At 67.4% G+C, this 24,999-nt stretch carries 28 protein-coding genes; 10 read left to right on the forward strand and 18 right to left on the reverse strand.

Annotation, left to right across the window (positions count from 1 at the left end; all coding sequences use genetic code 11):
- The first annotated feature begins 445 nt into the window (after positions 1-445).
- The gene (locus WS45_RS19425; RefSeq protein WP_044848239.1) at positions 446-934 is read left to right on the forward strand and encodes an aminoacyl-tRNA deacylase; all 489 of its coding nucleotides are present in this window, start codon (positions 446-448) and stop codon (positions 932-934) included.
- Positions 935-1,273: 339 nt separating this feature from the next.
- Here WS45_RS19425 and WS45_RS19430 read toward each other — a convergent pair whose 3' ends face one another.
- Complete coding sequence (locus WS45_RS19430; RefSeq protein ID WP_059701141.1) at positions 1,274-1,936, reverse strand: HEAT repeat domain-containing protein; 663 nt, start codon at positions 1,934-1,936, stop codon at positions 1,274-1,276.
- A 773-nt stretch (positions 1,937-2,709) separates the two neighbouring features.
- Between WS45_RS19430 and WS45_RS19435 the strand changes: the two genes are divergently transcribed.
- Positions 2,710-3,423 (forward strand): SDR family NAD(P)-dependent oxidoreductase, encoded by a 714-nt coding sequence (locus WS45_RS19435; RefSeq protein ID WP_059701143.1) that lies wholly within the window; start codon positions 2,710-2,712, stop codon positions 3,421-3,423.
- A 111-nt stretch (positions 3,424-3,534) separates the two neighbouring features.
- Here the strand turns inward: WS45_RS19435 and WS45_RS19440 are convergent, their stop codons facing one another.
- Positions 3,535-4,467, reverse strand: a complete 933-nt coding sequence (locus tag WS45_RS19440; RefSeq protein WP_059701146.1) for a LysR family transcriptional regulator — start codon at positions 4,465-4,467, stop codon at positions 3,535-3,537.
- Between the two features lie 356 nt (positions 4,468-4,823).
- On the opposite strand from WS45_RS19440, the gene WS45_RS19445 reads away from it, so the two are divergent.
- The 5 genes from WS45_RS19445 (at position 4,824) to WS45_RS19465 (ending at position 7,664) form a co-directional block, all read left to right on the forward strand.
- Positions 4,824-5,288, forward strand: a complete 465-nt coding sequence (locus WS45_RS19445) for a RidA family protein (RefSeq protein ID WP_059701148.1) — start codon at positions 4,824-4,826, stop codon at positions 5,286-5,288.
- Positions 5,289-5,564: 276 nt separating this feature from the next.
- A complete protein-coding gene (locus WS45_RS19450; protein WP_059451383.1) occupies positions 5,565-5,984 on the forward strand; it encodes an organic hydroperoxide resistance protein in 420 nt (139 codons plus the stop codon).
- Between the two features lie 66 nt (positions 5,985-6,050).
- The gene (locus WS45_RS19455) at positions 6,051-6,377 is read left to right on the forward strand and encodes a DUF4148 domain-containing protein (RefSeq protein ID WP_059701495.1); all 327 of its coding nucleotides are present in this window, start codon (positions 6,051-6,053) and stop codon (positions 6,375-6,377) included.
- 72 nt (positions 6,378-6,449) lie between these two features.
- Positions 6,450-6,779, forward strand: a complete 330-nt coding sequence (locus WS45_RS19460) for a DUF4148 domain-containing protein (protein ID WP_059691685.1) — start codon at positions 6,450-6,452, stop codon at positions 6,777-6,779.
- A gap of 141 nt (positions 6,780-6,920) precedes the next feature.
- On the forward strand, positions 6,921-7,664 hold the full coding sequence (locus WS45_RS19465) for a GNAT family N-acetyltransferase (protein WP_059701150.1): 744 nt from the start codon (positions 6,921-6,923) through the stop codon (positions 7,662-7,664).
- A gap of 58 nt (positions 7,665-7,722) precedes the next feature.
- On the opposite strand, the gene WS45_RS19470 is transcribed toward WS45_RS19465, so the two are convergent.
- From WS45_RS19470 to WS45_RS19495, 7 genes are all read right to left on the reverse strand, one after another.
- The gene (locus tag WS45_RS19470) at positions 7,723-8,178 is read right to left on the reverse strand and encodes a MarR family winged helix-turn-helix transcriptional regulator (RefSeq protein ID WP_059524298.1); all 456 of its coding nucleotides are present in this window, start codon (positions 8,176-8,178) and stop codon (positions 7,723-7,725) included.
- A gap of 126 nt (positions 8,179-8,304) precedes the next feature.
- Complete coding sequence (locus tag WS45_RS35695; protein WP_175911009.1) at positions 8,305-8,448, reverse strand: hypothetical protein; 144 nt, start codon at positions 8,446-8,448, stop codon at positions 8,305-8,307.
- The gene (locus tag WS45_RS19475; protein ID WP_059701153.1) at positions 8,445-8,816 is read right to left on the reverse strand and encodes a GFA family protein; all 372 of its coding nucleotides are present in this window, start codon (positions 8,814-8,816) and stop codon (positions 8,445-8,447) included. The genes WS45_RS35695 and WS45_RS19475 overlap by 4 nt, the downstream gene beginning before the upstream one ends.
- 168 nt (positions 8,817-8,984) lie before the next feature.
- A complete protein-coding gene (locus WS45_RS19480; protein ID WP_059701155.1) occupies positions 8,985-10,085 on the reverse strand; it encodes an NAD(P)H-dependent flavin oxidoreductase in 1,101 nt (366 codons plus the stop codon).
- A gap of 193 nt (positions 10,086-10,278) precedes the next feature.
- The gene (locus tag WS45_RS19485) at positions 10,279-11,538 is read right to left on the reverse strand and encodes an MFS transporter (RefSeq protein ID WP_059701157.1); all 1,260 of its coding nucleotides are present in this window, start codon (positions 11,536-11,538) and stop codon (positions 10,279-10,281) included.
- A complete protein-coding gene (locus WS45_RS19490) occupies positions 11,535-12,737 on the reverse strand; it encodes a YbfB/YjiJ family MFS transporter (RefSeq protein ID WP_059701159.1) in 1,203 nt (400 codons plus the stop codon). Before WS45_RS19490 ends, WS45_RS19485 begins: the two co-directional genes overlap by 4 nt.
- Before the next feature lie 118 nt (positions 12,738-12,855).
- Positions 12,856-13,782: a LysR family transcriptional regulator gene (locus tag WS45_RS19495; RefSeq protein WP_059691691.1), complete on the reverse strand. Its 927-nt coding sequence runs from the start codon at positions 13,780-13,782 to the stop codon at positions 12,856-12,858.
- 143 nt (positions 13,783-13,925) lie between these two features.
- Between WS45_RS19495 and WS45_RS19500 the strand changes: the two genes are divergently transcribed.
- The gene (locus WS45_RS19500) at positions 13,926-15,110 is read left to right on the forward strand and encodes a hypothetical protein (protein ID WP_059691692.1); all 1,185 of its coding nucleotides are present in this window, start codon (positions 13,926-13,928) and stop codon (positions 15,108-15,110) included.
- A 448-nt stretch (positions 15,111-15,558) separates the two neighbouring features.
- On the forward strand, positions 15,559-17,016 hold the full coding sequence (locus WS45_RS19510) for an MFS transporter (protein WP_059701163.1): 1,458 nt from the start codon (positions 15,559-15,561) through the stop codon (positions 17,014-17,016).
- 71 nt (positions 17,017-17,087) lie between these two features.
- Here WS45_RS19510 and WS45_RS19515 read toward each other — a convergent pair whose 3' ends face one another.
- From WS45_RS19515 to WS45_RS19535, 5 genes are all read right to left on the reverse strand, one after another.
- Entirely contained in the window at positions 17,088-17,981 is an 894-nt protein-coding gene (locus tag WS45_RS19515; protein ID WP_059691694.1) for a LysR family transcriptional regulator, read from the reverse strand.
- 117 nt (positions 17,982-18,098) lie between these two features.
- The gene (locus WS45_RS19520; RefSeq protein ID WP_059701165.1) at positions 18,099-18,926 is read right to left on the reverse strand and encodes an alpha/beta hydrolase; all 828 of its coding nucleotides are present in this window, start codon (positions 18,924-18,926) and stop codon (positions 18,099-18,101) included.
- Positions 18,927-19,159: 233 nt separating this feature from the next.
- A complete protein-coding gene (locus WS45_RS19525; RefSeq protein WP_059701168.1) occupies positions 19,160-19,543 on the reverse strand; it encodes a VOC family protein in 384 nt (127 codons plus the stop codon).
- Positions 19,544-19,568: 25 nt separating this feature from the next.
- Positions 19,569-20,531, reverse strand: a complete 963-nt coding sequence (locus WS45_RS19530) for a hydroxymethylglutaryl-CoA lyase (RefSeq protein ID WP_059701170.1) — start codon at positions 20,529-20,531, stop codon at positions 19,569-19,571.
- A gap of 29 nt (positions 20,532-20,560) precedes the next feature.
- Positions 20,561-21,751: a CaiB/BaiF CoA transferase family protein gene (locus tag WS45_RS19535; RefSeq protein WP_059449730.1), complete on the reverse strand. Its 1,191-nt coding sequence runs from the start codon at positions 21,749-21,751 to the stop codon at positions 20,561-20,563.
- Between WS45_RS19535 and WS45_RS35145 the strand changes: the two genes are divergently transcribed.
- A complete protein-coding gene (locus WS45_RS35145; protein ID WP_156437235.1) occupies positions 21,750-21,887 on the forward strand; it encodes a hypothetical protein in 138 nt (45 codons plus the stop codon). The two genes, WS45_RS19535 and WS45_RS35145, sit on opposite strands and share 2 nt — an antisense overlap.
- A gap of 204 nt (positions 21,888-22,091) precedes the next feature.
- Here the strand turns inward: WS45_RS35145 and WS45_RS19540 are convergent, their stop codons facing one another.
- The 4 genes from WS45_RS19540 to WS45_RS19555 form a co-directional block, all read right to left on the reverse strand.
- On the reverse strand, positions 22,092-22,304 hold the full coding sequence (locus tag WS45_RS19540; protein WP_059467484.1) for a hypothetical protein: 213 nt from the start codon (positions 22,302-22,304) through the stop codon (positions 22,092-22,094).
- Positions 22,305-22,555: 251 nt separating this feature from the next.
- On the reverse strand, positions 22,556-22,993 hold the full coding sequence (locus WS45_RS19545) for a hypothetical protein (protein WP_059701172.1): 438 nt from the start codon (positions 22,991-22,993) through the stop codon (positions 22,556-22,558).
- 182 nt (positions 22,994-23,175) lie between these two features.
- On the reverse strand, positions 23,176-24,099 hold the full coding sequence (locus tag WS45_RS19550) for an ABC transporter permease (protein ID WP_059701179.1): 924 nt from the start codon (positions 24,097-24,099) through the stop codon (positions 23,176-23,178).
- The gene (locus WS45_RS19555) at positions 24,099-24,971 is read right to left on the reverse strand and encodes an ABC transporter permease (RefSeq protein WP_059701497.1); all 873 of its coding nucleotides are present in this window, start codon (positions 24,969-24,971) and stop codon (positions 24,099-24,101) included. Before WS45_RS19555 ends, WS45_RS19550 begins: the two co-directional genes overlap by 1 nt.
- Positions 24,972-24,999: the final 28 nt, after the last annotated feature.

Below are 24,999 nucleotides of genomic sequence, written 5' to 3' on the forward strand. Positions count from 1 at the left end.
GCAGGATGGCGGGCGGTTGGCTCAGTATAGGGCGCGTTTCGGTCTTTGTCGGGCGTGGTTTGCGACGGCTTCGCCGCTGCGCGGCCGGCTGATCCCGGGCGGCTGACGAGATGATTTTCAGGCCCGGACGCCCTTTCTTTAAATGCAACTAACGGTCTAGTTTGGGGTCGCCGTCGCATGGATTCGGGTCATCGCACCGGACCGGATGTCGCCCGCTTTGTCTTCAAGAAAGGCGGGTGTGACCGGCATGTTCCATGCGCATTCCGGGCACGAATTTCGCATGCCGGAGAGGGCGGTCATGTCGACCGCAAAAAGGGCCGAAGCCAGGTTTCGGACCGTCCGTGCGGACGTCGAGCGAGGGCGTTTCCATTGGCCGCAATGCGACCTATGCTGAACGAATCCGGAGCGAACTTCGTTCGCCCGATTCGTCAAGACGAGGTGTGCCATGCCTGTATCAGCCACCCTGCAGGATTGCCTGCGCCAGAAGTCATCGCGGTACGAAGTCGTGTACCACCCGTATAGCCACACCAGCATGGAGACGGCCGCCGCCGCGCATATCCCCGGCGATCGCCTCGCGAAAACCGTGCTGCTCGAGGACGACGAAGGCTACGTCGCCGCCGTACTGCCGACGTCGCACGCGGTGCGCCTGTCGGACCTCTGGGTCAAGACCGGCCGTCATCTCGTGCTCGCCAGGGAAATCGAACTGCGCGAACTGTTCAAGGATTGCGACCTCGGCGCGTTGCCGCCGGTATGCATGGCGTACGGGATGAAGACGTTCCTCGAGGAACATCTCGCGCAGCAGCCGGAAGTGTATTTCGAGGCCGGCGACCACGAAGCGCTGATCCACATGATGCAGGACGAATTCCTGTCGCTGATGGAGACGGCCGAGCGCGCGCATTTCTCGCACAAGATGCAGGGGATGTGGTTGTCCTGATCGTCCTGTTGCGGGCGGTTTGCGGTAGTTGGAGACGGCGTCTGGCGGGCGGCCGTCGGGGGCGTCGCGTGTCGCCGGTTTTGCCGCAATTGCGTTCGCGCTGGGAATCGGTGCTGCCGAGCGACCGGTGAGGCGGGATTCTGGTGGCGTCAGGTCGGGATTTCAGTGGTGTTGTCGGGTGAATTTCATATTTGACATAATCATAGTTATCGGCAATTCAGGTGTGGGTCCCAAGTTAAAATGTCCGCTTTTCGACCCATCATAGGCCGATCTGCCGACCAACCACCGCCGGGTTCCAGCCGCAGGCTGCGCACGATGCCGCGGCCGTTCAACCCATATTCATGACACGTCTCGCGCGTTCCGTACGACGTACTCGCGACCGTCTTCCTCGGCCAGGTTCACGTATTGCGCCAGCTTTCCGGATTCGATGTTCTTGAGCACCCACAACGCGGCGATCCGCTGATATTCGTGTCCAGTGTGCCACGCACGCTCCGCGAGCGCCTCGGCATGAGCGGACTTCAGTGCGCCCAACGCAAGCAAGGCACGTCGGCGCACGTATTCGTCCTCGTCGTCCACCAGGCGCAACAGCAGTGCCTCGGCCTCGGCGGCATGCGAACCCAGCCCGCCGAGTCGCGCGGCCAGCTGCCATTTGGCGTTCGGCTCCGACGCGTCGATCGAGGCGCGCGCGAGTGCCAGCAACGCGTCGGGTTGCGTCCAGAGCATGCTCGAAATGTGTTCCAGCGCGTGGTCGCGGGCAATCGCGTAAAGCAGATCGGCGCACGCGGTTGCGGTCCAGGCGGCCGGCGCAAGCGAGTCGACGACGGCAAGCGACGCGTCCCACAGCGCTTCCCAATCGCCGTACTCACATTCCCACTCGACACTTCGCTGGCGGACTGGGTATAGCGCCGCCCATTCCCTGAATTTTTCGACCTGTTCGTGCAGTGTGTTCAACGCGTGCATGGAAAGTGTATTGATTGCGGCCTGCGTCACGATGCGATGCATGCGGCGTGAAACTGCGCCATCAGGCGCGGAACGTTGCCCCTGCAGCCCCAAACCGGATGTATCGAGCCGCCCCGCTCGCGACTTTCGTCGCGTCTCGCGGCACCCGGCATGCCGCGCGACTCACATACCGTGCCGGCTGTTCGGGGGCGCTCGCGCGATCCTGCGCTCGTGCAGGTGCTGCGCCGGCCGAAGCAAGCGTCCGGGACAAGCGAATCGGCGTCGTCCGCCACTGGGCAATCCCTGGGCGATTCCGGGCCGTATCTACGGATGTGGGCAGGATTGTGCCAGTTTTGGTCGCGATCGGAGTGTCGGATTGCGCACCGAACATCCACGTGCGACCGCATGCCCTGCCCTGATTCTCTTGGGGAGGCGTTCGGTCAGGCGCGTTTTCGTATCCGGGAGTTTTCATGAAAAATAAAGCTATTGTGATAAGAAAAGTTATCCGGATATTTTCGATAAAAAACAGAAGTGCCCGACGCGTGACGAACGATCCGGTACACGACATTCCCAGCATTCCGCTGCGTAAACCGTCGAATTCACAACGATCGACGCGTGTCGCCGTGTGTGAAAGACGGCGCACCGGCGATCGCGTCGACGCACCTCCTCCAGCACCCTCGCCGCTGCCGCCGCCCTGCATTTGTTCCCGCGACGCAAGACTGTTGGTCCATGGTGGGTATTCGAACTCCGGCCCGCCGCGCCTAGAGTTGCGTCCATCGGATTCATCGATCCGGTCGGCGCTGAAGCCGAAAACCAGTCACCTGTCGAGGCATATCATGAGCACTTCCAAAGTCATCATCGTCACCGGCGCATCGCAAGGCATCGGCGCCGAAACGGTCAACGCATTCCGCGCCCAAGGCCATCGCGTGGTCGCGACGTCCCGTTCGATCGGGACGTCGGACGACCCCGATCTCGTCACCGTCGCGGGCGACATCGGCGACCCGGCCGTCGCGCGGCGCGTGGTCGACGCCGCCATCGAGCGCTTCGGCCGGGTCGACACGCTCGTCAACAACGCGGGCATCTTCATTGCGAAGCCGTTCACGCAATACACGGCGGACGACTATGCGGCCATCACCCGCGTGAACCTGGACGGTTTCTTCCACATCACGCAGCGCGCGATTGCGGCGATGCAGCGCAACGGAAACGGCGGCGGTCACGTGGTCAGCATCACGACGAGCCTCGTCGATCACGCGAACAGCAACGTGCCGTCGGTGCTCGCATCGCTGACGAAAGGCGGGATCAATGCGGCGACGAAGTCGCTCGCAATCGAATATGCGAAGGCCGGCATCCGCGTGAACGCGGTGTCGCCCGGCATCATCAAGTCGCCGATGCACGCGCCCGACACGCACGCGACGCTCGCATCGCTGCATCCGGTCGGCCGGATGGGCGAGATGAGCGACATCGTCGGCGCGATCCTGTATCTCGATTCGGCGCCGTTCGTCACCGGCGAGATTCTGCACGTGGACGGCGGCCAGAGCGCCGGGCACTGAGCGGCAACGTCGTGAACATGTGCCGGCGCGGAAGATGCGGGCGCCCCGATGCCGGCGCAGGCGTGGCGTCGGCGCCCCGCTCTGCCCGGTTGACGGCATGGCTGGCCGCGGCTAGCGAGCCCGCCTGCCGGGTGCCTGTTCGAGATGTTCGACGAGAAAGTCGACGAAGACGCGCACGCGCGACGAAAGATAGCGTGCATGCGGATACAGCAGCATGAACGGCCGCGATCGCCCGCCCTGCGCGGATAGCACCTCGGTGAGCGTGCCTTCCCGCAGATCCCGCTCGACGATGAAGCGATAGGTCTGGAACAGGCCCGCACCGCTGCGCGCGAGCGTGACGCCGGCGAGGACGTCGCCCGACGTGCCGTAGCCGCCCGTCGTCGCGACGTCGATTTCCGCCGATCCGTCGCTGAACAGCCATGGAATCGGCCGGCCGCTGCTCGGAAGCTCGAACTGGATGCATTCGTGCGCGTGCAGATCGTCGACCGTGCGCGGCACGCCGGCGCGCTTCAGATAGCCCGGCGTCGCGACGACGACGAGTTCGGCGTCCTCCAGCTTGCGTGCGACCAGACTCGAATCCGCTGGCGCGCGGCCGCGGATCGCAAGGTCGAAACCCTCCTCGGCGAAGTCGATGTTGCGGTTGCTGAGATGGGTTTCGACGCGTACGTCCGGGTATCGCTCGCGAAACGCGGGCAGCAGCGGCAGCACGCGATAGTGTCCGTATGGCGTCGGCATGCTGATGCGCAGCACGCCGGCCGGCGTTGCCTGCTGCCCCGTCGCTTCGCGCTCCGCGTCGACGAGCTGCGACAACGCATCACGGCATTGCTCGAAATAGCGCCGCCCGGAATCGGTGAGCCGGATCTGACGCGTCGTCCGGACGAACAGGCGTACGCCGAGACGCTCCTCGAGCCGCGCGACCGACCGGCTCACCGCGGCCGGCGTGACGCTCGCGGCCGTTGCGGCAAGCGTGAAGCTGCCGAGTTCGGCTGCCAGGCAGAACAGCTCGATGCTGCCGAGCAGGAGGTCATCGAATTTTCTCTGCATGGGGGCGGCTCCTGCTTCCTCGTGCCGCCTGGCGCGGCTGCAAGACGGCGAATCCGGCGTGCGGCCGCAACGAGGCACCGCGCTTCCGGCCCGCCAGCGCGCGTTGTTTCGCGGCGGGACGCTGAAGCACCGAGTGTGCATGAATCCCCGCCGGGAAACCAGCGTATCGGCGACACCGGTGGTACGCGTTCGCGCCGCGTTGCACCGCGGGCGATTCGTTACACCGCGTGTCGAGTCAATTGCGCGAACGATATTTACCGGCCCCGACCGCCTCACTAGAGTGACTGACAGAGGCCGTGGCGAGTCGCGCGTCCACACCGCGGCCAACTCATCAACGATCCCCGAAGGAGCATGCCATGACGATCGAACAGAAGCTGGCCGAACTCGACTTCACGCTACCCGAACCGCCGCAACCGCTCGGCAGCTATACGGCCGTCAGTGAGACCGGCAACCTGTTGTTCATTTCCGGGCAATTGCCGCTCGTCGACGGCAAGGTGGCCTATACGGGCCGCGTCGGCGAACAACTGGGCGTCGATGACGGTCGGCGCGCGGCGCAGATCGCGGCGCTGAACGTGCTCGCGCAAATCAGAAAGCACCTCGGCGGGTTCGACCGCCTGCATCACATCGTGCGTGTCGAGGGACACGTCGCGTCGGCCGACGGCTTCCACGGTCAACCGGCCGTGATCGACGGCGCTTCCGACCTGTTCGCCAAGGTGCTGGGCAACAAGGCCGGACATGCGCGCTCGGCCTTTTCCCACCGCCAGTTGCCGGCCGACGCGGCGGTGGTCCTGGTCGTGATCGCCGAAGTCCGCCCGGCATGACCGGGTTGCCGAAGGCTCGGGCGACCGCGATTCCGGCGCGGCCATCTGCCCTGCCATCGCTGAATCTTCCGGTCCGGGTCGTCTTTTCAATATAAGGGTTTGATCGCCCGCGAGCCTTGTCCGGCAAGGCTCGCCACGATCTCGATACATTGAAATACAAAATATCGCATGCGATTTAATCGAATCCGCTTGACGAGATCGACCATCTCAACCAAACTGCGTCGCATGCGATCGAATCGCATCAGAGAAAAACCTTCCTACCTGACGGAGTGAACGATGAGCAAGATCGAAAAAGTGCTGTACACGGGCAAGACGCATACGACTTCCGGCGGCCGCGACGGCGCGGCTCGCAGTTCCGACGGCCGCCTCGACATCCAGCTGTCGTCGCCGGGCAGCGCCGGGAACGGCACGAATCCGGAACAACTGTTCGCGGCCGGCTGGTCGGCCTGCTTCATCGGCGCGATGCAGCTCGCGGCGCGCGCGGCGAAGGTCACGCTGCCGGCCGATCTCGCGGTCGATGCCGAAGTGGATCTGGGCACGGGCGGCAACGCGTACTTCCTGCAGGCCCGCCTGAACGTGAGCGTGCCGGGACTCGATCGCGACGTCGCGCAGCACATCGTCGACACCGCACACCAGACCTGCCCGTATTCGAAGGCGACGCGCGGCAACATCGACGTCGAGATCCGCATCGTCTGAGCCATGCACCGGGCGGCCACGTGCTGCCCTCCTGAATGTCCTGCCATTTTCTTGTCGAGGTGAATGATGAAAACCCAACTGATCGCTGCCCTTCTCGTTGCCGTGTCCGCCGCCGTTGCCGCGCCGGTCTTTGCCAGTGACACCGTCGTGACGCGTGCACAAGTGCGTGCCGAACTCGTCCAGCTGCAGCAGGCCGGCTATGTGCCGGGCCGCGCGAACGATCCGCACTACCCGGACGACCTGCAGGTCGCGCTGACGCGTATCCACGCGAACGACACCGTCGCAGCCGATACGGCGACGTCCGGTTATGGCGCCGACGCCGCAGCCGTCACGCAATCGGGCAGCCGTCCCGTCACGCGCATCGCCGAGCGCTCGATCTACTTCGGCCATTGAACGAAGTCGCGATCGACGCCGATTGCCGGCGCGCGGCGTTCACATTCCGATTACTCTTTTCTGTCGAGGTAAATGATGAAGACCCAACTGATTGCAGCCCTGCTCGTCGCCGTGTCGGCTTCCGTTGCCGCACCGGCCTTCGCGACCGAAAGCACCGTGACGCGCGCGCAAGTGCGGGCGGAACTGGCCGCCCTCCAGCAGGCCGGCTATCTGCCGAATCGCCCGAACGATCCCAACTATCCGGACAACCTGCAGGCCGCGCTGAAGCGGGTGCGCGACAACGATGCAACGGCGGCCGACACCCGGACAGCCGGTTACGGCAACAACGCCGACGGTGCGACGCAATCCGGCAGTCGCATCGCGATTCGCACGGCCGAGCGCTCGATCTATTTCGGTCGTTGAGCGTCGCGACGAAATCGACGACACCGTCTGTCAAATAAAGCGCATGCGATGTAATCGCATGCGCTTTTTGTTTGTCCGCAACCGGCGCGGGCGATCGCGTCTATGCTGTGCGACGGGCGGCCTTCAATCAAGGAGCAGACGATGCTGGAACCGACGACGGAGCAGGAAGAAGGCGGATCGCATCCGCTCGACGATGCCGTATGGCGCGCGCTCACCGGGGAGCAGCATCGTTTCGCCCTCGGCGACGCGCTTGCGCGTCGATTTCCTCCTGCGCTCGCACCGTTTGCGGGCATGGCGGACCGCAGCCCGACCGCGTTCGACGCGTTGCACGGACTGATCGACGCGCATGGACCGGCGGCACTCGTCACGCCGGACGAGATCCCGACGCCGGCCGGTTTTTCCGTGGTCTGGCGGGCGATGCTTCATCAGATGGTCTGGCAGGGAACGCTCGACGGCGCGCCTGCTCTGGAGCATGTCCGGCTCACCGAAGCCGATGTGCCGGAGATGCTCGAACTGATCGCGGCGACGGAACCGGGCCCGTTCGGCCCGCGCACGGTCGAATTCGGCGGCTATATCGGTGTACGCCGGCAAGGCCGGCTGGTGGCGATGGCCGGTCAGCGGCTGAGGGCCGGCGGTCATGCGGAGATCAGCGCGGTGTGCGTGGATGCGGCTTTCCGGGGCCAAGGCCTCGCGGCCGGACTGATCCGGTCGTTGGTCGCGACCATCCGCGCGCGGGCGGAAACGCCGTTCCTGCACGTGCTCACGTCGAATCATGGCGCGATCGAGCGCTATCGCGCACTCGGCTTCGTGACGCGTCGCGACATGCATTTGCTTGTGCTGGGGCCCGAGGAAACCGGGACGGGCCAGCCGGAGCGCCAGCCGTAAGGACGGGTCGCGCCGGCAATCGCACCGCAGGCTCGACATCGAGCCTGCGTTTAATCGTCTATTCGTCGATCGAATTGATCAGGTTGCCGCGCAGCGTGACGATGGCCTTCTGCATCTTCGCGAATTCGTCGGGTTTCAGCCCGGTGGCTTCGACCAGATTCATGTCGAGCCCCTTCTCGCGCACGCGGCGGCCGCTTTTCGTCAGGCTCACGAGCACCTGGCGCTCGTCCGACGGATCGCGGTGCCGCTCCAGATAGCCCATCGCCTCGAGCTTCTTCAGGATCGGCGTCAGCGTGTTCGATTCGAGGAACAGTTTTTCGCCGAGTTGCCCGACCGTCTGGTTGCCCTCCTCCCACAGCGCGATGATCGTGATGTATTGCGTGTACGTGAGGCCGAGCTCTTCGAGGATTGGTTTGTATGCCTTGCCGAACGCGAGATTCGTCGAGTAGATCGCAAAACACAGGAACTCGGACAGCTTCGGTGCGGCGGGCGATTGTGTTTCGGTCGGTTTCATGGGCGTTCTCCAGCGACGGCGGTTCGTGTCGCAGATGGACGCATTATATATCGCGTGCGATCTTATCGGTAGCATGATTATCGTTTCCGATCAACATGACTCGACGCCCACGGCACCTGTTCCGGTTCAGTCTTGTCCGCCGTCGTTCCGACCCCGTCGGTCGCCGGTCCGCTGGCGGCTGACCGACAGCAGCGAACACTGCACCGGATGGGCGATTTCGGTCGCGAGGCCGCCGGCGGCGAACAGCAGGATCATCAGCCAGCGCTTCATGCGTCCTCCACGACGGAAAGGCTTGCGTCGTCGGCGACGGTCGCATCGAGCGCATAGGGATCGACACCGTCGAGGCAACCGAGATTGACGCGCCAGCACGCGGGATCCTTGCGCGTCTGATGAAACGGATAGATGCCGCAGCGGCTGCAGAAATAGTGACGGGCCGTGTGCGTGTTGAAGCGGTAGAGCGTCAGCGCGCCCTCGCCTTCGACGATCTTCAGGTCGGCCGCGGCGAACATCGGGCTCATCAGCGCGCCGCGACGGCGGCAGAGGCTGCAGTTGCAGCGGGTCGCCGGCGCGAGCGCGGTCCGGACTTCGAATTTCACGGCGCCGCAATGGCAGGATCCGTTGAACCATGTAGCAGACATGTCGTGCTCCTCAAGAGGTCATGTCCGCTTTATAACGGGCCTTCGCCGATGCGTTGTATCACGCTGTATCCACGCCGCGCGCGGATACAGGACGTTGCAATTTTGTCCCCGGCCATGCGCATGGCGGCTCATTCGCCGAGCACCGGCGCGCCGCATGTAACCGGGAAATCAGTCCAGCGCATGCTGTAACCGTGCGATGGCCGCCCGTGTCTCGCGCTCGAGCGTCGCGAACAGTTCGGCCGCCGGCAGCGACCGGGCGAGCGGCGCCGCCTGCCCGGCCCATTGCGCGCCGTAGCCGAACTCGCCGTTCGCCTTCGCGGCCGCATGCAGTGCCTTGCCGGCGTCGTATGCGATCGGATAGGCCGGCGTGGCCGGCGCGTGCGGATCGTCGCCGAGCGCGGTCAGCCGGTTCGCGATGCCGCGCGCGATCCGTCCGGAGACCGCGGTCGTCAATGTCGTGCGGCGCGCTGCGTCGCCGAGGATCGCACGGCGATAACCGTCGTCGATCGACGTTTCCGGGCACGCGACGAAGGCGGTGCCGAGCTGCGCGGCCTGCGCGCCGAGCGCCAGCGCGGCGGCGATGCCGTCGCCGTCCATGATGCCGCCGGCCGCGATCACCGGCAGCGCGCATTCGCGCACCAGCAGGCGCGTCAGCGCGAACGTGCCGAGCCGGTCGTCGTGCGCCGTCGAGTCGAATACGCCACGGTGCCCGCCGGCCTCGATGCCCTGCGCAACGATCGCGTCGATGCCGGCCGCGACGATCTGCCGGGCTTCGTCGGGATTCGTCGCGGACGCGAACAGCGTGATGCCCGCGCGCTTCAGCACGGCAATGGCCTCATCGGACGGCAACCCGAAATGAAAGCTGACGACCGCCGGTTTTTCTTCGATCAGCATCGCGAGCATCGCATCGTCCGCGACGAAGCTCGTGTAGATCTCCGACAACGACGCCGGCGGCGTCGCGCCGTGTTCGCGGAACGCGGGCGCGAGCCAGTCGAGCCACGCGCGTTCGACGGCAGCGTCGGCGTGGGCCGGCTGGTGGCAGAACAGATTGATGTTGAACGGCCGGTCGGTGAGCGCACGCGTGTCGCGGATCATCTTGCGCGCACCTTCGGCGTTCGTCGCGCCGACGCCGAGCGAGCCGAGCCCGCCCGCATTCGACACGGCGGCCGCCAGCGCGGGCGTGCTGACGCCGGCCATCGGCGCCTGGATGATCGGGGTGCGGATGCCGAGCGTGCGCAACAGCGTCCGGTTGTCAGTCGGTCGAGTCATGTCGTTGCCTCCTGCAACGTCCGGGATCGGAATGCTTCGGCCGGGTGCCGGCCGAAGCTGCCGGGTCGGATCCGGCACGCGGTATGCGGCATGTTCACGGCGCGACGCGCATCCGAACGGTGCGCGAACAGCCACCCGCAACTGCGCCCATGCTACGCCAGCCTGCCGCCCGCGGGCCAGCCCAACCTTGCTGCTATCGATTGCGTACCCGATAGGCGAGCCCCGCGCAGGCCGTCAGCAGCGCGGCCGTCACGAAGAACACCGAATGCAGGCCGAGCGCGACGCCGATCTGTCCGCCGATCACGGGGCCGATCACCTGCCCGCCGAACTGCGCGGATTGCAGGTAGCCGAGCATCTGGCCCGTCGCGCGCTCGTCGACGGACTGCCGGACCAGCTTGCCGATCGACGGCAGCAGCCCGGCGAGCGTCATCCCCATCAGCACGCGCAGTGCCGCGAGTTGCCACCAGTGCGAGACGAACGCCTGCGGCACCATTGCGAGCGCGGTCAGCAGCAGGCAGCCGACGATTACGTTCCAGCTGCCGATACGGTCGGCGAGCGCGCCGAGCCGCGCGGCGGTCAGCATGCTGCCTAATGCGGAACAGGCCATCACGACGCCGGCGACGCGCGCCAGATGACTGCCGTCGACGCCGAGCCCGCCGATATAGACCGTGATGATCGGCTCGATCGACATGTTCGCGAGCAGCACCATCATTGCCGTCACCAGGAGCGCGGCGACCGCCGCACGATCGGTGCGCCGTGTCGTAGCCTCGGTCGTCGCGCGGGCGTGTCGCGCCAGTGCGTCGGTGTCCGCGTGAAAGTCCTCCTTCACGACCAGGATCGTCAGCAGCGCGGCGACGGCGATCATCGCCCCACCCGCGAAAAACGTCCCGCGGATGCCGAGCCAGCCCGGCAGCAGGCCGCCGACGAGCGGCCCGACGAGGTTGCCCGCGAGCGCGCCGGTCGACAGGATGCCGAGCGCCCAGCCCGCACGCTCGCGCGGTGCCTGAGTGTCCACCATGACGGTCGATGCCGATGCATAGCCGCCGACGAGCCCGGCGACGAGCCTCAGTGCGACGAACTCCTGGACGTTGTGCGCAATACCGATCAGCGACATCACGACGGCCATTCCGAGCGCAGCGCGCACGAGCATGGGTTTGCGGCCGAAGCGATCCGCGAGACGGCCCCACAGTGGTGCTGTGACTGCGGTGCCGAGAAACGTTGCGCCGAACGCGACGCCGGACCATTCGATCACGGCCGATTGCGCATCGACGCCGAGCTGCCGCACGTAGAGCGGCAGGAACGGCAGCAGCATGCTCAGGCTGACGAGCGTCGTGAACGAGCCGAACACGCACACGGCGAGATTGCGCCGCCAGTAGCGTGCGTTGCGTTCGGCATAACTGGCGGCGGACCGGCCGGCGCGCACCGTATCGGGTGCCGGGAAGGTCGTGCTCATCGCGCCCTCGCCGTGGCGGCGACGTCGACCGCGAGCGCCAGCATCAGCGCGGCGGCCCCGACGGCGAACAACGTTTCGTATCGACCGCCGCTCGATGCGAACAGGTACGACAGGCCGTAGGCGGCCATCGCCTGCATGATCGCGAAGCTGGTCGTCGCACTGCGCCATGCGCGTTTCGCAACCGACGGATGATGCGCGAGCAGTTCATTCACGCGGCCGAGCGCGAGCGGGACGATGCCGGGTGTGAACGCGCCGACCAGCACGCTCGATACGATCAGCGAGGCGGGTCCCATCCCCAGCAGCGGCAGCACGACGGCGACGGCCTCGATCGCGAATGCAATGCGCAGTGCGCGACCGAATCCCGCCCGATCGGCGAGATGCCCGCACGCGAGCGGCCCGACGATCGCGCCGAGACCGTACAGCACCCAATACTGCGCGCCCGCGTCCACGCCCTTGTCGAGTCCGCGCGCAACGTAGTCGACGAGGAAGATCATGTGCGGGACCAGCCCGACCGCGTTGAGCCCGTATTCGACGTACAGCGCGCGCAGGCTGCCGGTCGGGAGGTTACGGGCGTGCGTGGCCGGCGACGCGACCGCCGCGGGCGACGCATCGTCCGTTGGCCAGCCGCGCCACGCCACGGCGGTCAGCAGCAGCGACACGATCGCGAGCCCGAGCCACGTCGCGGTGAGACCCTGCCGCAGCAGGATCGGCACGATCGTGCCCGACGCCGCGATGCCGAGACCGATTCCCGTAAAGATGCCGCCGCTCGCGAAACCGCGGCGCGCCGGCGGCACGTGCGTGAGGATCGCCGGCGCGGCGAGCACCATCAGGGCGCCCCCCGACAGGCCGGACGCGAAGCGCCACACGAAGAACCACAGGAACGACAGGGGCGCCGCGCACGCGACGAACGCAAGGGTCGCGAGCAGCATCATCGCGCGCAGCACGGCGGTCGAGCCGGCGCGGCGCGCGAGCGCGCCGGCGACCAGCGCACCGGCCAGATAGCCACCGAGGTTGGCCGCACCCAGATAGGCGGCCGTCGACGCGGGAAACCAGTGCGCGCCGATGATCGCGGGCAGCAGCGGCGTATACGCGAATCGCGCCAGACCGATGCCGATCAGGCTCGCACTGGCGCCGGACACCGTGCCGCGCCACACGTTGAACGCGGGGGCATGCTGCCGGTCGAGAAGCGCTTGTTGCATTGAAGGACCTCCATTCGCTGCGCGGACGCATGCGCGTCCGACGGTTGAAGGAAGTCTAGATTGAACCGGGCACCGGGAGAATCCATGCGCTGCGGAAGCCATTCTTCCGCAACCCGGTTCAATCTTCGTCGGTGATGGTGGCCAGCCGGGCGAAGTGCTCGCGCAATCTCGGCGCGGCGAAATCGACGAACGTCCGCACCTTCGGCACCGACAGCCGTCCGTAAGGCGTGACGAGGTGGATCGGCAGCGGCGCATGCTCGCTGTCGCGCAGCACGATTCGCAGCGCGCCGTCCCGAACCTGCTCGGCGACGTGATATGAGAAGAGGCGCGTGACGCCATGGCCGGCGAGCGCCGACGCGAGCGCGCCGCGGATCGTGTTGACGATGAACCGCGGCGCGAACTGGACCACCTGTGGCAGCGCCGACTGGCCGGACGGCGGGAAGCTCCATGAATCGAGCCCGAAGTGCGTCATCGAGATGATCCGGTGCCGTGCGAGATCGGCCGGCGCGGTGATCGGCGGATGCTCCGCCAGATAGTCGGGTGACGCGACGACGACGCGTCGCACCGCGCCCACTGGAATCGCGACAAGCGTCGAATCCGTCAGATGCGCGATGCGCAGCGCGACGTCGATTCCCTCGTCGATCAGGCTGACGGGGCGGTCGAGCAGTTGCAGCCGAATCGACACGGCCGGATGGCGGTCGATGAACTCGTCGATGAGCGCGCGCAGCACGTCCTCGCCCGCGGCGACCGGTGCCGTGATCGTCAGCAGGCCGCGCGGCGCCGAGCGTTCGTCGGCGATCAGCATGTCCGCTTCCTCGAGATCCGCGAGGATACGGCGGCACGCTGCGGCGTAGCGTTCACCGGCTTCGCTCAGGCGAATCGTCCGGGTGGTCCGGTACAGCAGCGCGGTGCCCGTGTGTTCCTCGAGAAACGCGATCGCGCGGCTGACTGCCGCCGGCGAGCGGCCGAGACGGCGGCTCGCGCCTGCGAGACTGCCCTCGTCCAGCGTGGCGACGAACACCTTCATCGCATCGATTCGGTCCATGGGTGTGAGTGGGCGCGAGTGGTCCTGTCATTGGCGGCGGGAACGCCAGCGAGCAGTCTACCGTACGCTTTCGGCGATGCCCGGTCGGCCTCGTCGTGCCGCTTCGTGAAATACTGCGGCCACGCGTCCTCCGGAACTCCGCGATGAGTGAAATGCCCGCCATGCCTTCGTTCTGTTGCCCGATCGTGCGTTTCGCACTGACGTGCGTCGTGGCGTTGCTGGTCGTCGCGCCGGCGACGGCCGCCTCGGCCACGGATGCCACGGATGCCACGCACTTGCCAGGCGGGTCGCCCGTACCGGCAGCGCGCACGCCGCAACACATCCTGTTCGTGGGCGACAGCCTCACGCACGGCCGTTACACGCCCGTGCGTTCGTACGGCGCGATGCGGTCCGGCCGCGAGGATATGGGCGGCACCGCGCGGGTCGTCGATGAAAACTTCGGGCAGACCGGGGCCCGCGCCGAACGCGAGCCGGGCCCGTGGGGCGGAATTCCGGGAATTTTCGCGCGCTTCGCCGCCGAAGCCGGACTCGACTACGAGGTTCATCTGGAAGCGATGTCGGCGACGAGTCTCGCGAAACATGACCGCGTCGCATCGGACGTGATCGAGCGGCCCACGTGGGATGTGGTGGTCCTGCAGGAACTGAGCGCGAAGCCGCTGCCGTTCGCGCTCACGCACAGCCGTGCCAGCGATCCGGCCGGTTTCCGTGCGAGCGTCGCGAAGCTGGCACGCGGCATTCGTGCGGCGGCGCCGCACGCGCGGGTCTATCTGTATGAAACCTGGCCACGCGCCGATCTCGCGAAAGCGCTGGCGGGCGAGCCGGACAGCGCCGGTTTTCACGCGCGGTACGTCGATCGTCTCGCCGACCTCGTCGCAGCGTATCGCGATGCATACGAAGGCGCGCGCCGCACCGATCCGTCGATCGCCGCCGTCGTGCCGGTCGGCCGCGCGTGGCAGCGTGCGTGGACGACCGGCATCGCCGATCCCGACCCGTATGCGCCGTCCGGCGCGCCACTGCTGTGGTACGGCATGCGCGCGCAGAACGACCCGCCGATCTCGCGGCCCGATTATCTGCATCCGGGCGTGCTGGGCGCTTATCTGAGCGCGCTCGTGCTGTTTCAGCAGATCGCCGGGGTCGACGTCCGTACGTTCGGCCCGCAGGAGCACGCTGCCGCGCAGCTCGGCATCGCGCCGGACATGGCGTCAAGGTTGCAGGCAGTTGCGTCGGATACGGTCCGCCAGGAACGCGCCGACGCCGGCTCTGCCCCCGCTGTCGATGCCGGTCGGACGGCGACAGCCGGATGCCCTGAGCCATGCGCGTCGCAATGAACGGCAATGCGGCGCGCACGGCGCATCACGTCGAGCGGTGGACGCATGACGAATGCGGAGGGCTGAGCCTGCCGCTCCACTCCGTTGCGTAGCGCCGCCGGTCCCGCCAATGCCGAACCGCTCCGCGCGGCATCGCGGCCCGCCGAACGCACGCAGCGTCACCCATGGTTTTCCCTGCCCTCGTACTTCCGCAGCGGCCTGACCTTCATCCGAAGCCCGCCCGGCGGGCGCTCCGCAGCCTTTCTGCGCAGGAAAGGATGCTTGAAGCATGCGCAATTATCGTGTCGCGCAAATTCGCCGACGATGTTTCGGACGATCGGTGCCACCCGTGCAGCCGGTCTTTCGCGGGCCTGGCGCGCACGCGCGCCGCGTCGCGCGGCCGGATCCGCAAGGCCGGCCGCGAACGGCCGGGCGTCGCGCCACGGCAAATCGATAATCAGGAGACACGATGAACAGCCAATCCCTCGACCTCGGCGGCACCGCGGGCGACCCCGCGTCCGCCGTACCGTCCGCGGCCCGGGCCGGCGCCGGTGCGACGGCCCTGCCCGCCCGTGGCGTCACGCTCGGCGAATTCATGGACGACCTGCCCGTCGGTGCGCTTCACCGCTTCGTCGTCTGGGTGATCGGCGTCGGGCTGTTCTTCGACATGTACGAGATCTTCCTCGTCAGCACGATCGGCTCCGCGTTGCAGAACGAATATGGGCTGAGCCGGCAAAGCGCCGATTTCAAGCTGCTGCTGGCCTCGGCATTCATCGGGATGTTCGTCGGCGCGATGTGTCTCGGCAGCCTTGCCGACCGCATCGGCCGGCGCAAGGCGTTCCTGTTGACGCTCGTCTGGTACAGCGCGTTTTCGCTGATCGGCGCGTTCTCCGTGAACGCCGACATGCTGGTCGCATGCCGGTTCCTGACGGGCATCGGCGTCGGCGCGATCTACCCGGTCGCCGACAGCTTCCTGTCGGAAATCCTGCCGAAGGACAAGCGTGGACGGTTCGCCGCTTGGGGCTATACGACTTCCTACGTCGCGGTGCCGCTGGTCGGCTTCCTCGCGCTGTGGCTGAATCCGCTGCATGTCTCGGGTGTGGCCGGCTGGCGCATCATCCTCGCGATCGGCAGCCTCGGCGCGGTCTACGTGCTGCTGGTCCAGCATCGGCTGCCGGAAAGCCCGCGCTGGCTGCTCGCGCAGGGCCGCGTCGCGGATGCGCATGCCGCGGCGCGGCGCTTCGCGGACAGCGCGGGCGTGCGCGTGCCCGAGCAGTTCGCGGCATCGGCCGAACCGCAGCGGCCGCTGGGCCTCGGCGAGCGCATCGCGCTGCTGCGCCGCCGGCCTTACGGCGCGCGCTACCTGATGCTCGCGGTATTCCACCTGTTCCAGGGCTTCGGCTATTACGGTTTCGGCACGCTCGCGGGCACGGTCGTCAAGAGCCGCGGGTTCGACGTCACGGACAGCACGCTGTTCATTGCCCTGTCGTTCATCGGTTATCCGATCGGCTCGCTGCTGTCCATTCCGCTGCTGAACTGGATCGAGCGCCGCACGCTCGTGATCGGGTCGATCCTGTCGATCGCCGCGTTCGGGCTGTGCTTCGCGTATTCGGGCAACACGGTGCTGATCGTCTGCTTCGGTTTCCTGACGACCTGCGCGTCGAACGTGTTCAGCAACGCGTATCACGTGTACCAGGCGGAGATCTTTCCGGCACGTGCGCGCTCGACCGCGATCGGCAGCACGTACGCGCTGTCGCGCATCGTCAGCGGCGCGCTGCCGTTCGTGCTGCTGCCGGTGCTGGCCGCGCATGGCGCCGGCGCGATGTTCGGCGTGATCTCGGTCGCGCTCGGCATCGTTGCCGTCACGCTGCGCGTGCTGGGGCCGCTGACCTCCCGGCGCAGCCACGACGACATCAACCCGGTATGACACGGCGACCGGCACGGGGCATGCGCATCCGTGCCCCGTGCATCGCGCGTGCGGCGCGCTGTTGAGCGGACTCAGCGTGCCGACATGAAATCGAACAGCTTCGCGATGTCGGTGGTCAGCACGGCGCCTGCCTTCACGCCGACCCACAACGTGCGCGTCGCCCACGCGTCGTCGAGCTTCACGACCCCGAGCCGCGCCGCGCGCTCGCCGGTCACCGCATCGCGCGGCAGCACGCCGATCCCGAGCCCGGCCTCGATCATCCGGCTCACACCGTCGAAATTCGACACCTGGATGCGCAGCTTCAGCGAGCGCTCGGCCGCGAACGCGGCGTCGGTCATGCGCGCGAGCAGCGAACTGCCGTCGCTCAGGCCGACGTAGTCTTCATCGAGCGTATCCGCGAAGCGAATGCTGTCGTGCGCGGCGAAGCGGTGCCCGCGCGGCACGAGCAGTACCAGTTCGTCGCGCCGGTACAGGCGGCGTTCGATGCCGGGCGCCGGCACGTTGTCCGCGAACACGCCGAGATCGGCCTTGCCGGCCGCGAGCGCGTCGACGATTTCGTGACTCAGCCGCTCCTCCAGACTGACCTTGATGCCCGGGTTGTCGGTGAGAAACGCGGCGAGATCGGCCGGCAGGAACTGGACGATGGCCGACGTATTGGTCCACACGTGAATGTGGCCGCGCACGCCCGCAACGTAGTCGCTCATCTCGTGCGCCATCCGGTTGACCTGCTCGATCACCTTCGCCGCATGGTCGAGCAGCGCGCGGCCCGCCGGCGTCAGCTCGACGCCGCGCGCATGCCGGACGAACAGCGCGCTGCCGGTCACGCTTTCGAGTTCGGCGATCCGCTTGCTGACCGCGGACAACGTCAGCTGGCCGTGTTCGGCCGCCTTGGTCAGGCTGCCGTGCTCGGCGACGAGCGCGAACACGCGCAGCGACTGCAGATCGAAATGAAGCGGGTTCACCATGATGAAGGTCCCGGGAAGCGCCGTGCGGGGCGCGCGTACCGCGCCAGGCAGGCCTGAAGCGATCATACGCCCGGCCACGCGCGGCGCGAAATCACAAGGAGACGCAACACGGCGCGGTCAGTGCGGCGCGATCGCCTGCAACGCAGCGAGCATCGCGCTCTCCGGTTTCGCGAGATCGTCGAGCACCGTGAAGTGCTGCATACCGGGCAGCCATGCGCGCGCGATCCGTTCGCCGGCCGCTTCGCAGGCGTCCGCGTATTCGTGCGCTTGGCGCACGAGCTCCGGCAGCTCGGCCGCGCCGACCGCGACGACGGTCGGTGCGCCCGGCCCGATGTGATGCAGCGGGCTGTATGCGGCGATTTCCTGCGCGGTGAGCTCCAGCTTGTCGTCGAGCACGCACAGCGAGATCGGTTCGAGATCGACGAGCGGGCTGATCGCGAGCGCCGACACGACGGCCGGATGCGCGCGATGCACTGCCGTCAGGTGGCCGCCGGCCGAGTGACCGCTCAGATGGATCGGTCGTCCCGCGGTGCCGATGCCGTCGGGGTCGGCGGCGAGATGGTCGAGCAATGCGCCGATCTCGCCGACGATGTCGGTCATCGATGCGGCCGGTGCGAGCGTGTATTCGGCGAGCACGACGTCGAAGCCGCGTGCGAGCGGCCCGGCGGCCGCATACGCGAAATCCTCTTTCGCGCAGTGCTGCCAGTAGCCGCCGTGAATGAACACGAACAGCGGCGCGTCGGCCACGCCGCACCGCAGCCAGTCGAAGCGCTGCGCCGGACGCGCACCGTAACGCAGGTCGCGCTGCCCGGGCGTCGCATCGTAAAGCGCCGCGCTGCGTGCCTGGCAGGACGCGAGCACCGCGGGAAAATCGGGAATGGCTCTCGTGTTCAGGTAGGCGGCGTCGAGCGCCGCGCGGTCCATGCCGCGATAGAGGATCGTCATTCGGGAAGCGCCTGGTCGGATTGCGGATGCGCGGGACGTTCGCGGTGCCCCGCCACGAAGGCGCCGGACGGGCCGACGCCGTTGCACCATTATGCGTAGCGCAACCCAGGCCGGCTATCCGGAATCGGCGGGGGCGGCATGCGCCTGTCCGCTTTCGGCGGAGGACTGTCGAGCAGCGCGCGCGTCGTGCCGGCGCATGCGCGAACGGGCGGACCGGCGCGACGGATCGGCACTCAGATCGGTTCGGATATCTCGATGAGGTTCAGGTCCGGGTCGCGCACGTACACCGACCGGATCTTCTGCGTCGCGCCGGTGCGCTCGACGGGCCCTTCGACGATCGGCCAGTCGACGCGGCGCAGATGCGCGATCACGTCGTCGAGCGGCACCGACGCGATGAAGCACAGGTCGAGCGCGCCGGGCACCGGCACGTGCGCTTTCGGCTCGAACTCCGCGCCGCGCACGTGCAGGTTGATTTTCTGGTTGCCGAAGCGGAATGCGAGCCGGCCCGCACCGAAGGTTTCGAGCTGCATCTGCAGCACTTCCGTGTAGAAATGCCTGGTCCGCTCCGGATCGACGCAGGTCAGCACGAGGTGGTCGAGGTGATCGATCAGTGCCATGTGGTTCGCTCCTGTTTCCACGCGTTCACGAGAAAGCCCGCTGCGCCGGCATGTCGCCGGTTTCGGCGCGCGGCGGCGGATGAAGGTCCGAGCGGCGGCCGGCCTTCAGGATCTGGCTCGGCACGTCATGCCCGATCAGCGCGGGCAGCCGCGCAGCCGCGGCGAGCACGGCCGCGAGGTCGATGCCCGTATCGTAGCCGTCGAGCGCGAGCATGTGGACCAATTCCTCGGTGCACGCATTGCCGGTCGCGCCCGGCGCGTACGGGCATCCGCCGAGCCCGCCGAGCGACGCGTCGAAGCGGTCGATACCGGCGTCGAGCGCGGCGAGCGTGTTGGCGAGCGCCATTCCGCGCGTGTTGTGAAAGTGCAGCGTGAGCTGCAGCGCGCCGAAGCGCTCGCGTGCGCGTCCGGCCAGCTCGCGCACCTGCGACGGGTATGCCATGCCGGTCGTGTCGCACAGCGTGACGCCGTGCACGCCGAGATCCGCGAAGCGCTGCATCCACGCGAGCACGGTTTCCGCGCGCACGTCGCCCTCCATCGGGCAGCCCATCGCGGTCGACAGCGACACGTTGATCGCGACGCCCGTGCCGCGCACCGCGTCGATCACGTCGCGCAGCTGCGCGAACGACTGCTCGCGGGTCATCCGCAGGTTCGCGCGGTTGTGGCTCTCGCTCATCGACATCACGAGGTTCACCTCGTCGACGCCGCACGACAGCGCGCGCTCCGCGCCGCGCACGTTCGGCACGAGCGCCGTGTAAACGACGCCCGGCGCGCGCACGATGCCGTGCATCACGGCCTCCGCGTCGCGCAGCGCGGGGATCGCCTTCGGCGACGTGAACGACGTGACCTCGATCTTCGCGTAGCCGCATGCGCTCAGCGCGTCGACGAGCGCGATCTTGTCGTCGGTATCGACGAACGCCGCTTCATTCTGGAAACCGTCGCGTGTCGCGACTTCGTGGATGTAGAGTCGTTGGGGAGGCTTGCTCATGTCGTCGTCCCGGAGGCTGGCTGGCCGGTTCAGATCACGCCGCGCGCGCGCCAGTCGTCGCGCGTCGCGGCATCGATGCCGATCGATTCGAGTACCGCGTCCGTATCGGCGCCGAGGGCGGGCGCCGGACGCTCGATGCGTCCCGGCGTCGCGCCGAGCTTCGGCACGATGCCCGGCACGAGCACGGGCGTGCCGTCGGGCAGCGCGGCGTCGACGATCATGTCGCGCGCGCGGTAATGCGGATCGGCCGCGATGTCCGCGACGTCGTAGATGCGCCCGGACGGGATACGCGCGTCGTTCAGCGCGGCGAGCACGTCGTCGAGATCGTGTCGCGCGCTCCATTCGCCGATCGCCGCGTCGATGCGCGCGACCTGCGCGACGCGTCCGTCGTTGTGCGCGAGCGCCGGATCGTGGCCGAGATCGGGGCGCCCGATCAGTTCCATCAACCGTCGGAAGATGCTGTCGCCGTTGCCGGCGATCAGCGCGTACTTGCCGTCGCGGCAACGGTACGCGTTGGTCGGTGCGATGCCGGGCAGGCTGCTGCCGGCCGCCTCGCGCACCGCGCCGAACGCCGCGTATTCGGGCAACAGGCTTTCCATCATGTTGAACACCGATTCGTACAGCGCGACGTCGACGACCTGCCCTCGGCCGCCCTGCTGCTCGCGATGGCGCAGCGCGAGCAGGACGCCGATCACGCCGTGCAGTGCCGACAGCGAATCACCGAGCGACACGCCGACACGCACCGGCGTGCGGCCGGGCTCGCCGGTCAGGTGCCGCAGGCCGCCCATCGCCTCGGCGATCACGCCGAAGCCGGGGCGGTCGCGATACGGGCCGGTCTGACCGAAGCCCGATACGCGCAGCATCACGAGCCCCGGGTTGATCGCGGACAGCGTCTCCCAGCCGAGCCCCCAGCCTTCGAGCGTGCCGGGCCGGAAATTCTCGATCAGCACGTCGGTCTCGGCGACGAGGCGACGCACGACGTCCTGCCCTTCCGGCGTGCGCAGGTCGAGCGCGAGCGAGGTCTTGTTGCGCGACTGCGCGGCCCACCAGACCGACGTGCCGTCGTGCAGCAGCCGCCATTTGCGCAGCGGATCGCCGACGCCGGGCGGCTCCACCTTGATCACGTCCGCGCCGAATTCGGCGAGCATCCGGCCCGCGAACGGCCCGGCGATCAGTTGGCCGAGTTCCAGCACGCGGATACCGTCCAGGGGGCGCGTCATGGCTGTCTCCGAAGAAATCGCGTTGTCGATGACGGCGATCATGACGACGTTCGCATTCGGCGAAAATCGGTCGATGCTCAACCAGCCTTTCCCGAACGGAAAGGCACGCATGACGGCGAGCCGCGGCACGTCGTGACGATGGATCGAGCGGGGGACAGACGTGACGACGCGTTGCGGACAGGACGCCGCGGCGGAATCGGAGAATCGGGGAAGCGGGGTTTCAGGCGGTGCGCGGCGGGCACCGGCATGCGCGGGTGCGCGATGCGCACCGCCGACGCGTGTCGGCCATCGGCCGCGCGTCGGCGGGAATCAGCGGCGCTGCGTCAACGCGGGACGAGGCTCAGTAAGCGGACATCTCGACGCAAGGATCGACCTTGGACGGCGAGCAGATGACCGAATACTTGGCGCTTTCGCGCATCAGCGCCTCGCCTTCGTGCAGCGCGATCTTGATCTCGGGGTGACGCTCGTACGCGAGGAATGCGGAGCAGAAGACCGCGGACATCACGACCAGGGAAAACACGAATTTTTCAAGGGATTGGAAACGTTCGGGCATGGTTCGACCTTTCTTCTAGCCCGGGATTATATCTCGAATTAAGGGTTTTCCCTATATGTCGACCCGCATACCGAGGATGGCTTCGACCGATGGCAGGCGGTGTTTGCGCCCTTTTTCACCGTGACACAGGGTTCGAGCATCGGACAAGACGAAGGGACTGGTTGCCTTCAACGGAAGGCAGGCGATGGTTCGGCACGCATCGTCCGCACGGCATTTCGGCGGGAGCGGCGACGAAGCCCGTCGCCGGCGCGTCATTGCGGTGCCGATGCACCGCTGGCCGCGTTGCCCGGCCATGCCTGGCCGATCTTGTCGATCAGCGACTTGGCGGCGCCGGTCGCGATGGCGGCGTCGACGCCCGAGGTCTGCCACGAACCGTCGGCGGCCTGCACGAAGGTCAGGTTCGCACGCGACGGCGTGTAATTGCTGTTGCGCCACGTGATCACGACGTCGCACGCGTAGGTGCGTTCGCCGGTCTTCCTGCAGTCGCCGTCGGGCTTCGCCGAGATCACGTCGGCCGATACGGGCAGCGGCTGGCCGAACAGCGCGTTCAGGCCGCCGTGGTTTTCCGCTTCGAGCGCGCGGCGCACCGCGGCATCGACGTCGCTCGACCCGGGGCCGTCATGGAGCAGGTGGCAGGCGGCGAGCAGCGTGGCGGCACAGCCGAGCGTCAGCAGCGTGGGAAACTTCATGGAACTCCGCGAATCGGGTGAACGTCGGGCGGCATGCGGCGATGGCCGTTTAAGCATCGCCGAGCCGGTATGCCGCGTAGTCTGCAACGTCCGCGCGTGGTTCGCGGTATCCATTTGTAACCAATTGCACGGACGGCAGGAACGGCGCGAGCGCCCCGCTGCCCCGCCGCCTTCGTGCGCGGCTACTGCCGCTCCTGCTTCACGCGACTCACGAGCTGCGTCGGGCTCACGAACTGCAGCGCGATCACGACCCACACGAGCGTGATGGCCATGTAGATCATCGCCATCGCGTCGATCGACTGCGGTGCGCGCACGCCGGTCGAGAACACCGCGTAATACAGCGCGACGACGAGCGTCTGCGTGCTCGGGCCCGCGGTGAAGAAGGTCAGCTCGAACATCCCGATCGTGCGCACCAGCACGAGCAGCCCGGCCGCGAGCATGCCGGGCACCAGCAGCGGCAGCAGCACGTAGCGGAAATAGCGCCACGTGTTCGCGCCGAAGATGCGCGCGGCGGCTTCGAGATTCGGATCGATCTGCTCGATGAACGGCGTCATCACGAGGATCACGAACGGCAGCGCCGGCACGAGGTTCGCGAGGATCACGCCGGGCAGCGTGCCGGCGAGCCCGACCTTGTACATCACGGTCGCCATCGGGATTCCGTACGTGACGGGCGGCACCATCAGCGGCAGCAGGAACACCAGCAGCGCGAAGCGCTTGCCGCGGAACTGCACGCGCGCGAGCGCGTAGGCGGCCGGCACGCCGAGCGCGACCGACAGCAGCACGACCGCGCCGACGACTTCGACGGTCACCCACAGCACGCTGGCGAGCTGGAAGTCCTCCCACGCCTTCGCATACCAGTGCAGCGTGAAGCCCTGCGGCAGCGGCGTGCCGAACCAGCGCGTCGCGACCGAGTTCACCGCGACGGTCGCGATCAGCAGCATCACGTTCAGCAGGAAGAACGCCATCAGCCCCCACACGAGCGCCTTCCACGCGCGGCCGGCGAGGCTGTCGCGCAGTTTCCGCGGCTTCATCGCGTTGACGGGCTGCGCGCCGGGCGAGCTGTGCTTCGGCGGCCATGCCGGCGCCGCATGATTGTCGGTCGCCATCAGCCCTTGCCTCCCGTAACCGGACCGGTATAGAAGAAGCGGCGCGCGCCGAGCATCGACGCGACCACCAGCAACTGCACGAAGCCCATCACGATCGCGATCGCCGATGCGAGCGAATAGTCGTAGCTCTCAAACGCGGCTTCGGCGGCCGCGATCGAGATCACGCGCGTCGGCCCGGCCGGCGCGCCGAGCAGCACGGCCGACGGGAACACCGAGAACGCCTGCACGAACGACAGACATGCGGCCATCGTGAGCCCCGGCACGAGCAGCGGCAGGTAGATCCGCCGGAACTGCTGCCACGGGTTCGCGCCGAGCGTCGCCGCGGCGCGCGCGAGCGTCGGGTCGATGCCGCTGATGTACGACAGCATCAGCAGGAACGCGAACGGAAAACCCGACACGATCAGCGACAGCAGCACGCCCCAATAATTGTGCGTGAGGCGCACTTCGTCCGTGTACAGGTGCAGCCCCTGCAGCGCCTGCGGAAACCAGCCGTTCGGTCCGAAATACGTGAGCATCCCGTCGGCGACGAGCACCGTGCCGAGCGTGACGGGAATCACGAGCAGCGTCGTGACGAACTTCTGGTACGGCGAGTTGCGGCGCAGCGCGAACGCGACGGGCACCGAGATGCCGACGTTGATCAGCGTCGCCGGCACCGCGAGCTTCAGCGTGACGAGCACGGTCGGCCACATCGCGGTGTCGGTGAAGAACTGCACGTAGTTCGCGAGCGTGCCGCCGCCGTTCATTGGCTGGAACGACAGGACCAGGCCGTAAGCGAACGGATAGATGAACAGCGCGACGATGAACGCGAGCGCCGGCGTGACGAGCCACGCCTTCGCGTCGCGCGGCGCGCCGCCGGTCGCGAGCGTGCTCATGCGGCCTCCGGGCGGCGCGCGGCCGCGC

This window comes from Burkholderia sp. RF2-non_BP3, assembly GCF_001522185.1.
Taxonomy (GTDB): Bacteria; Pseudomonadota; Gammaproteobacteria; order Burkholderiales; family Burkholderiaceae; genus Burkholderia; species Burkholderia diffusa.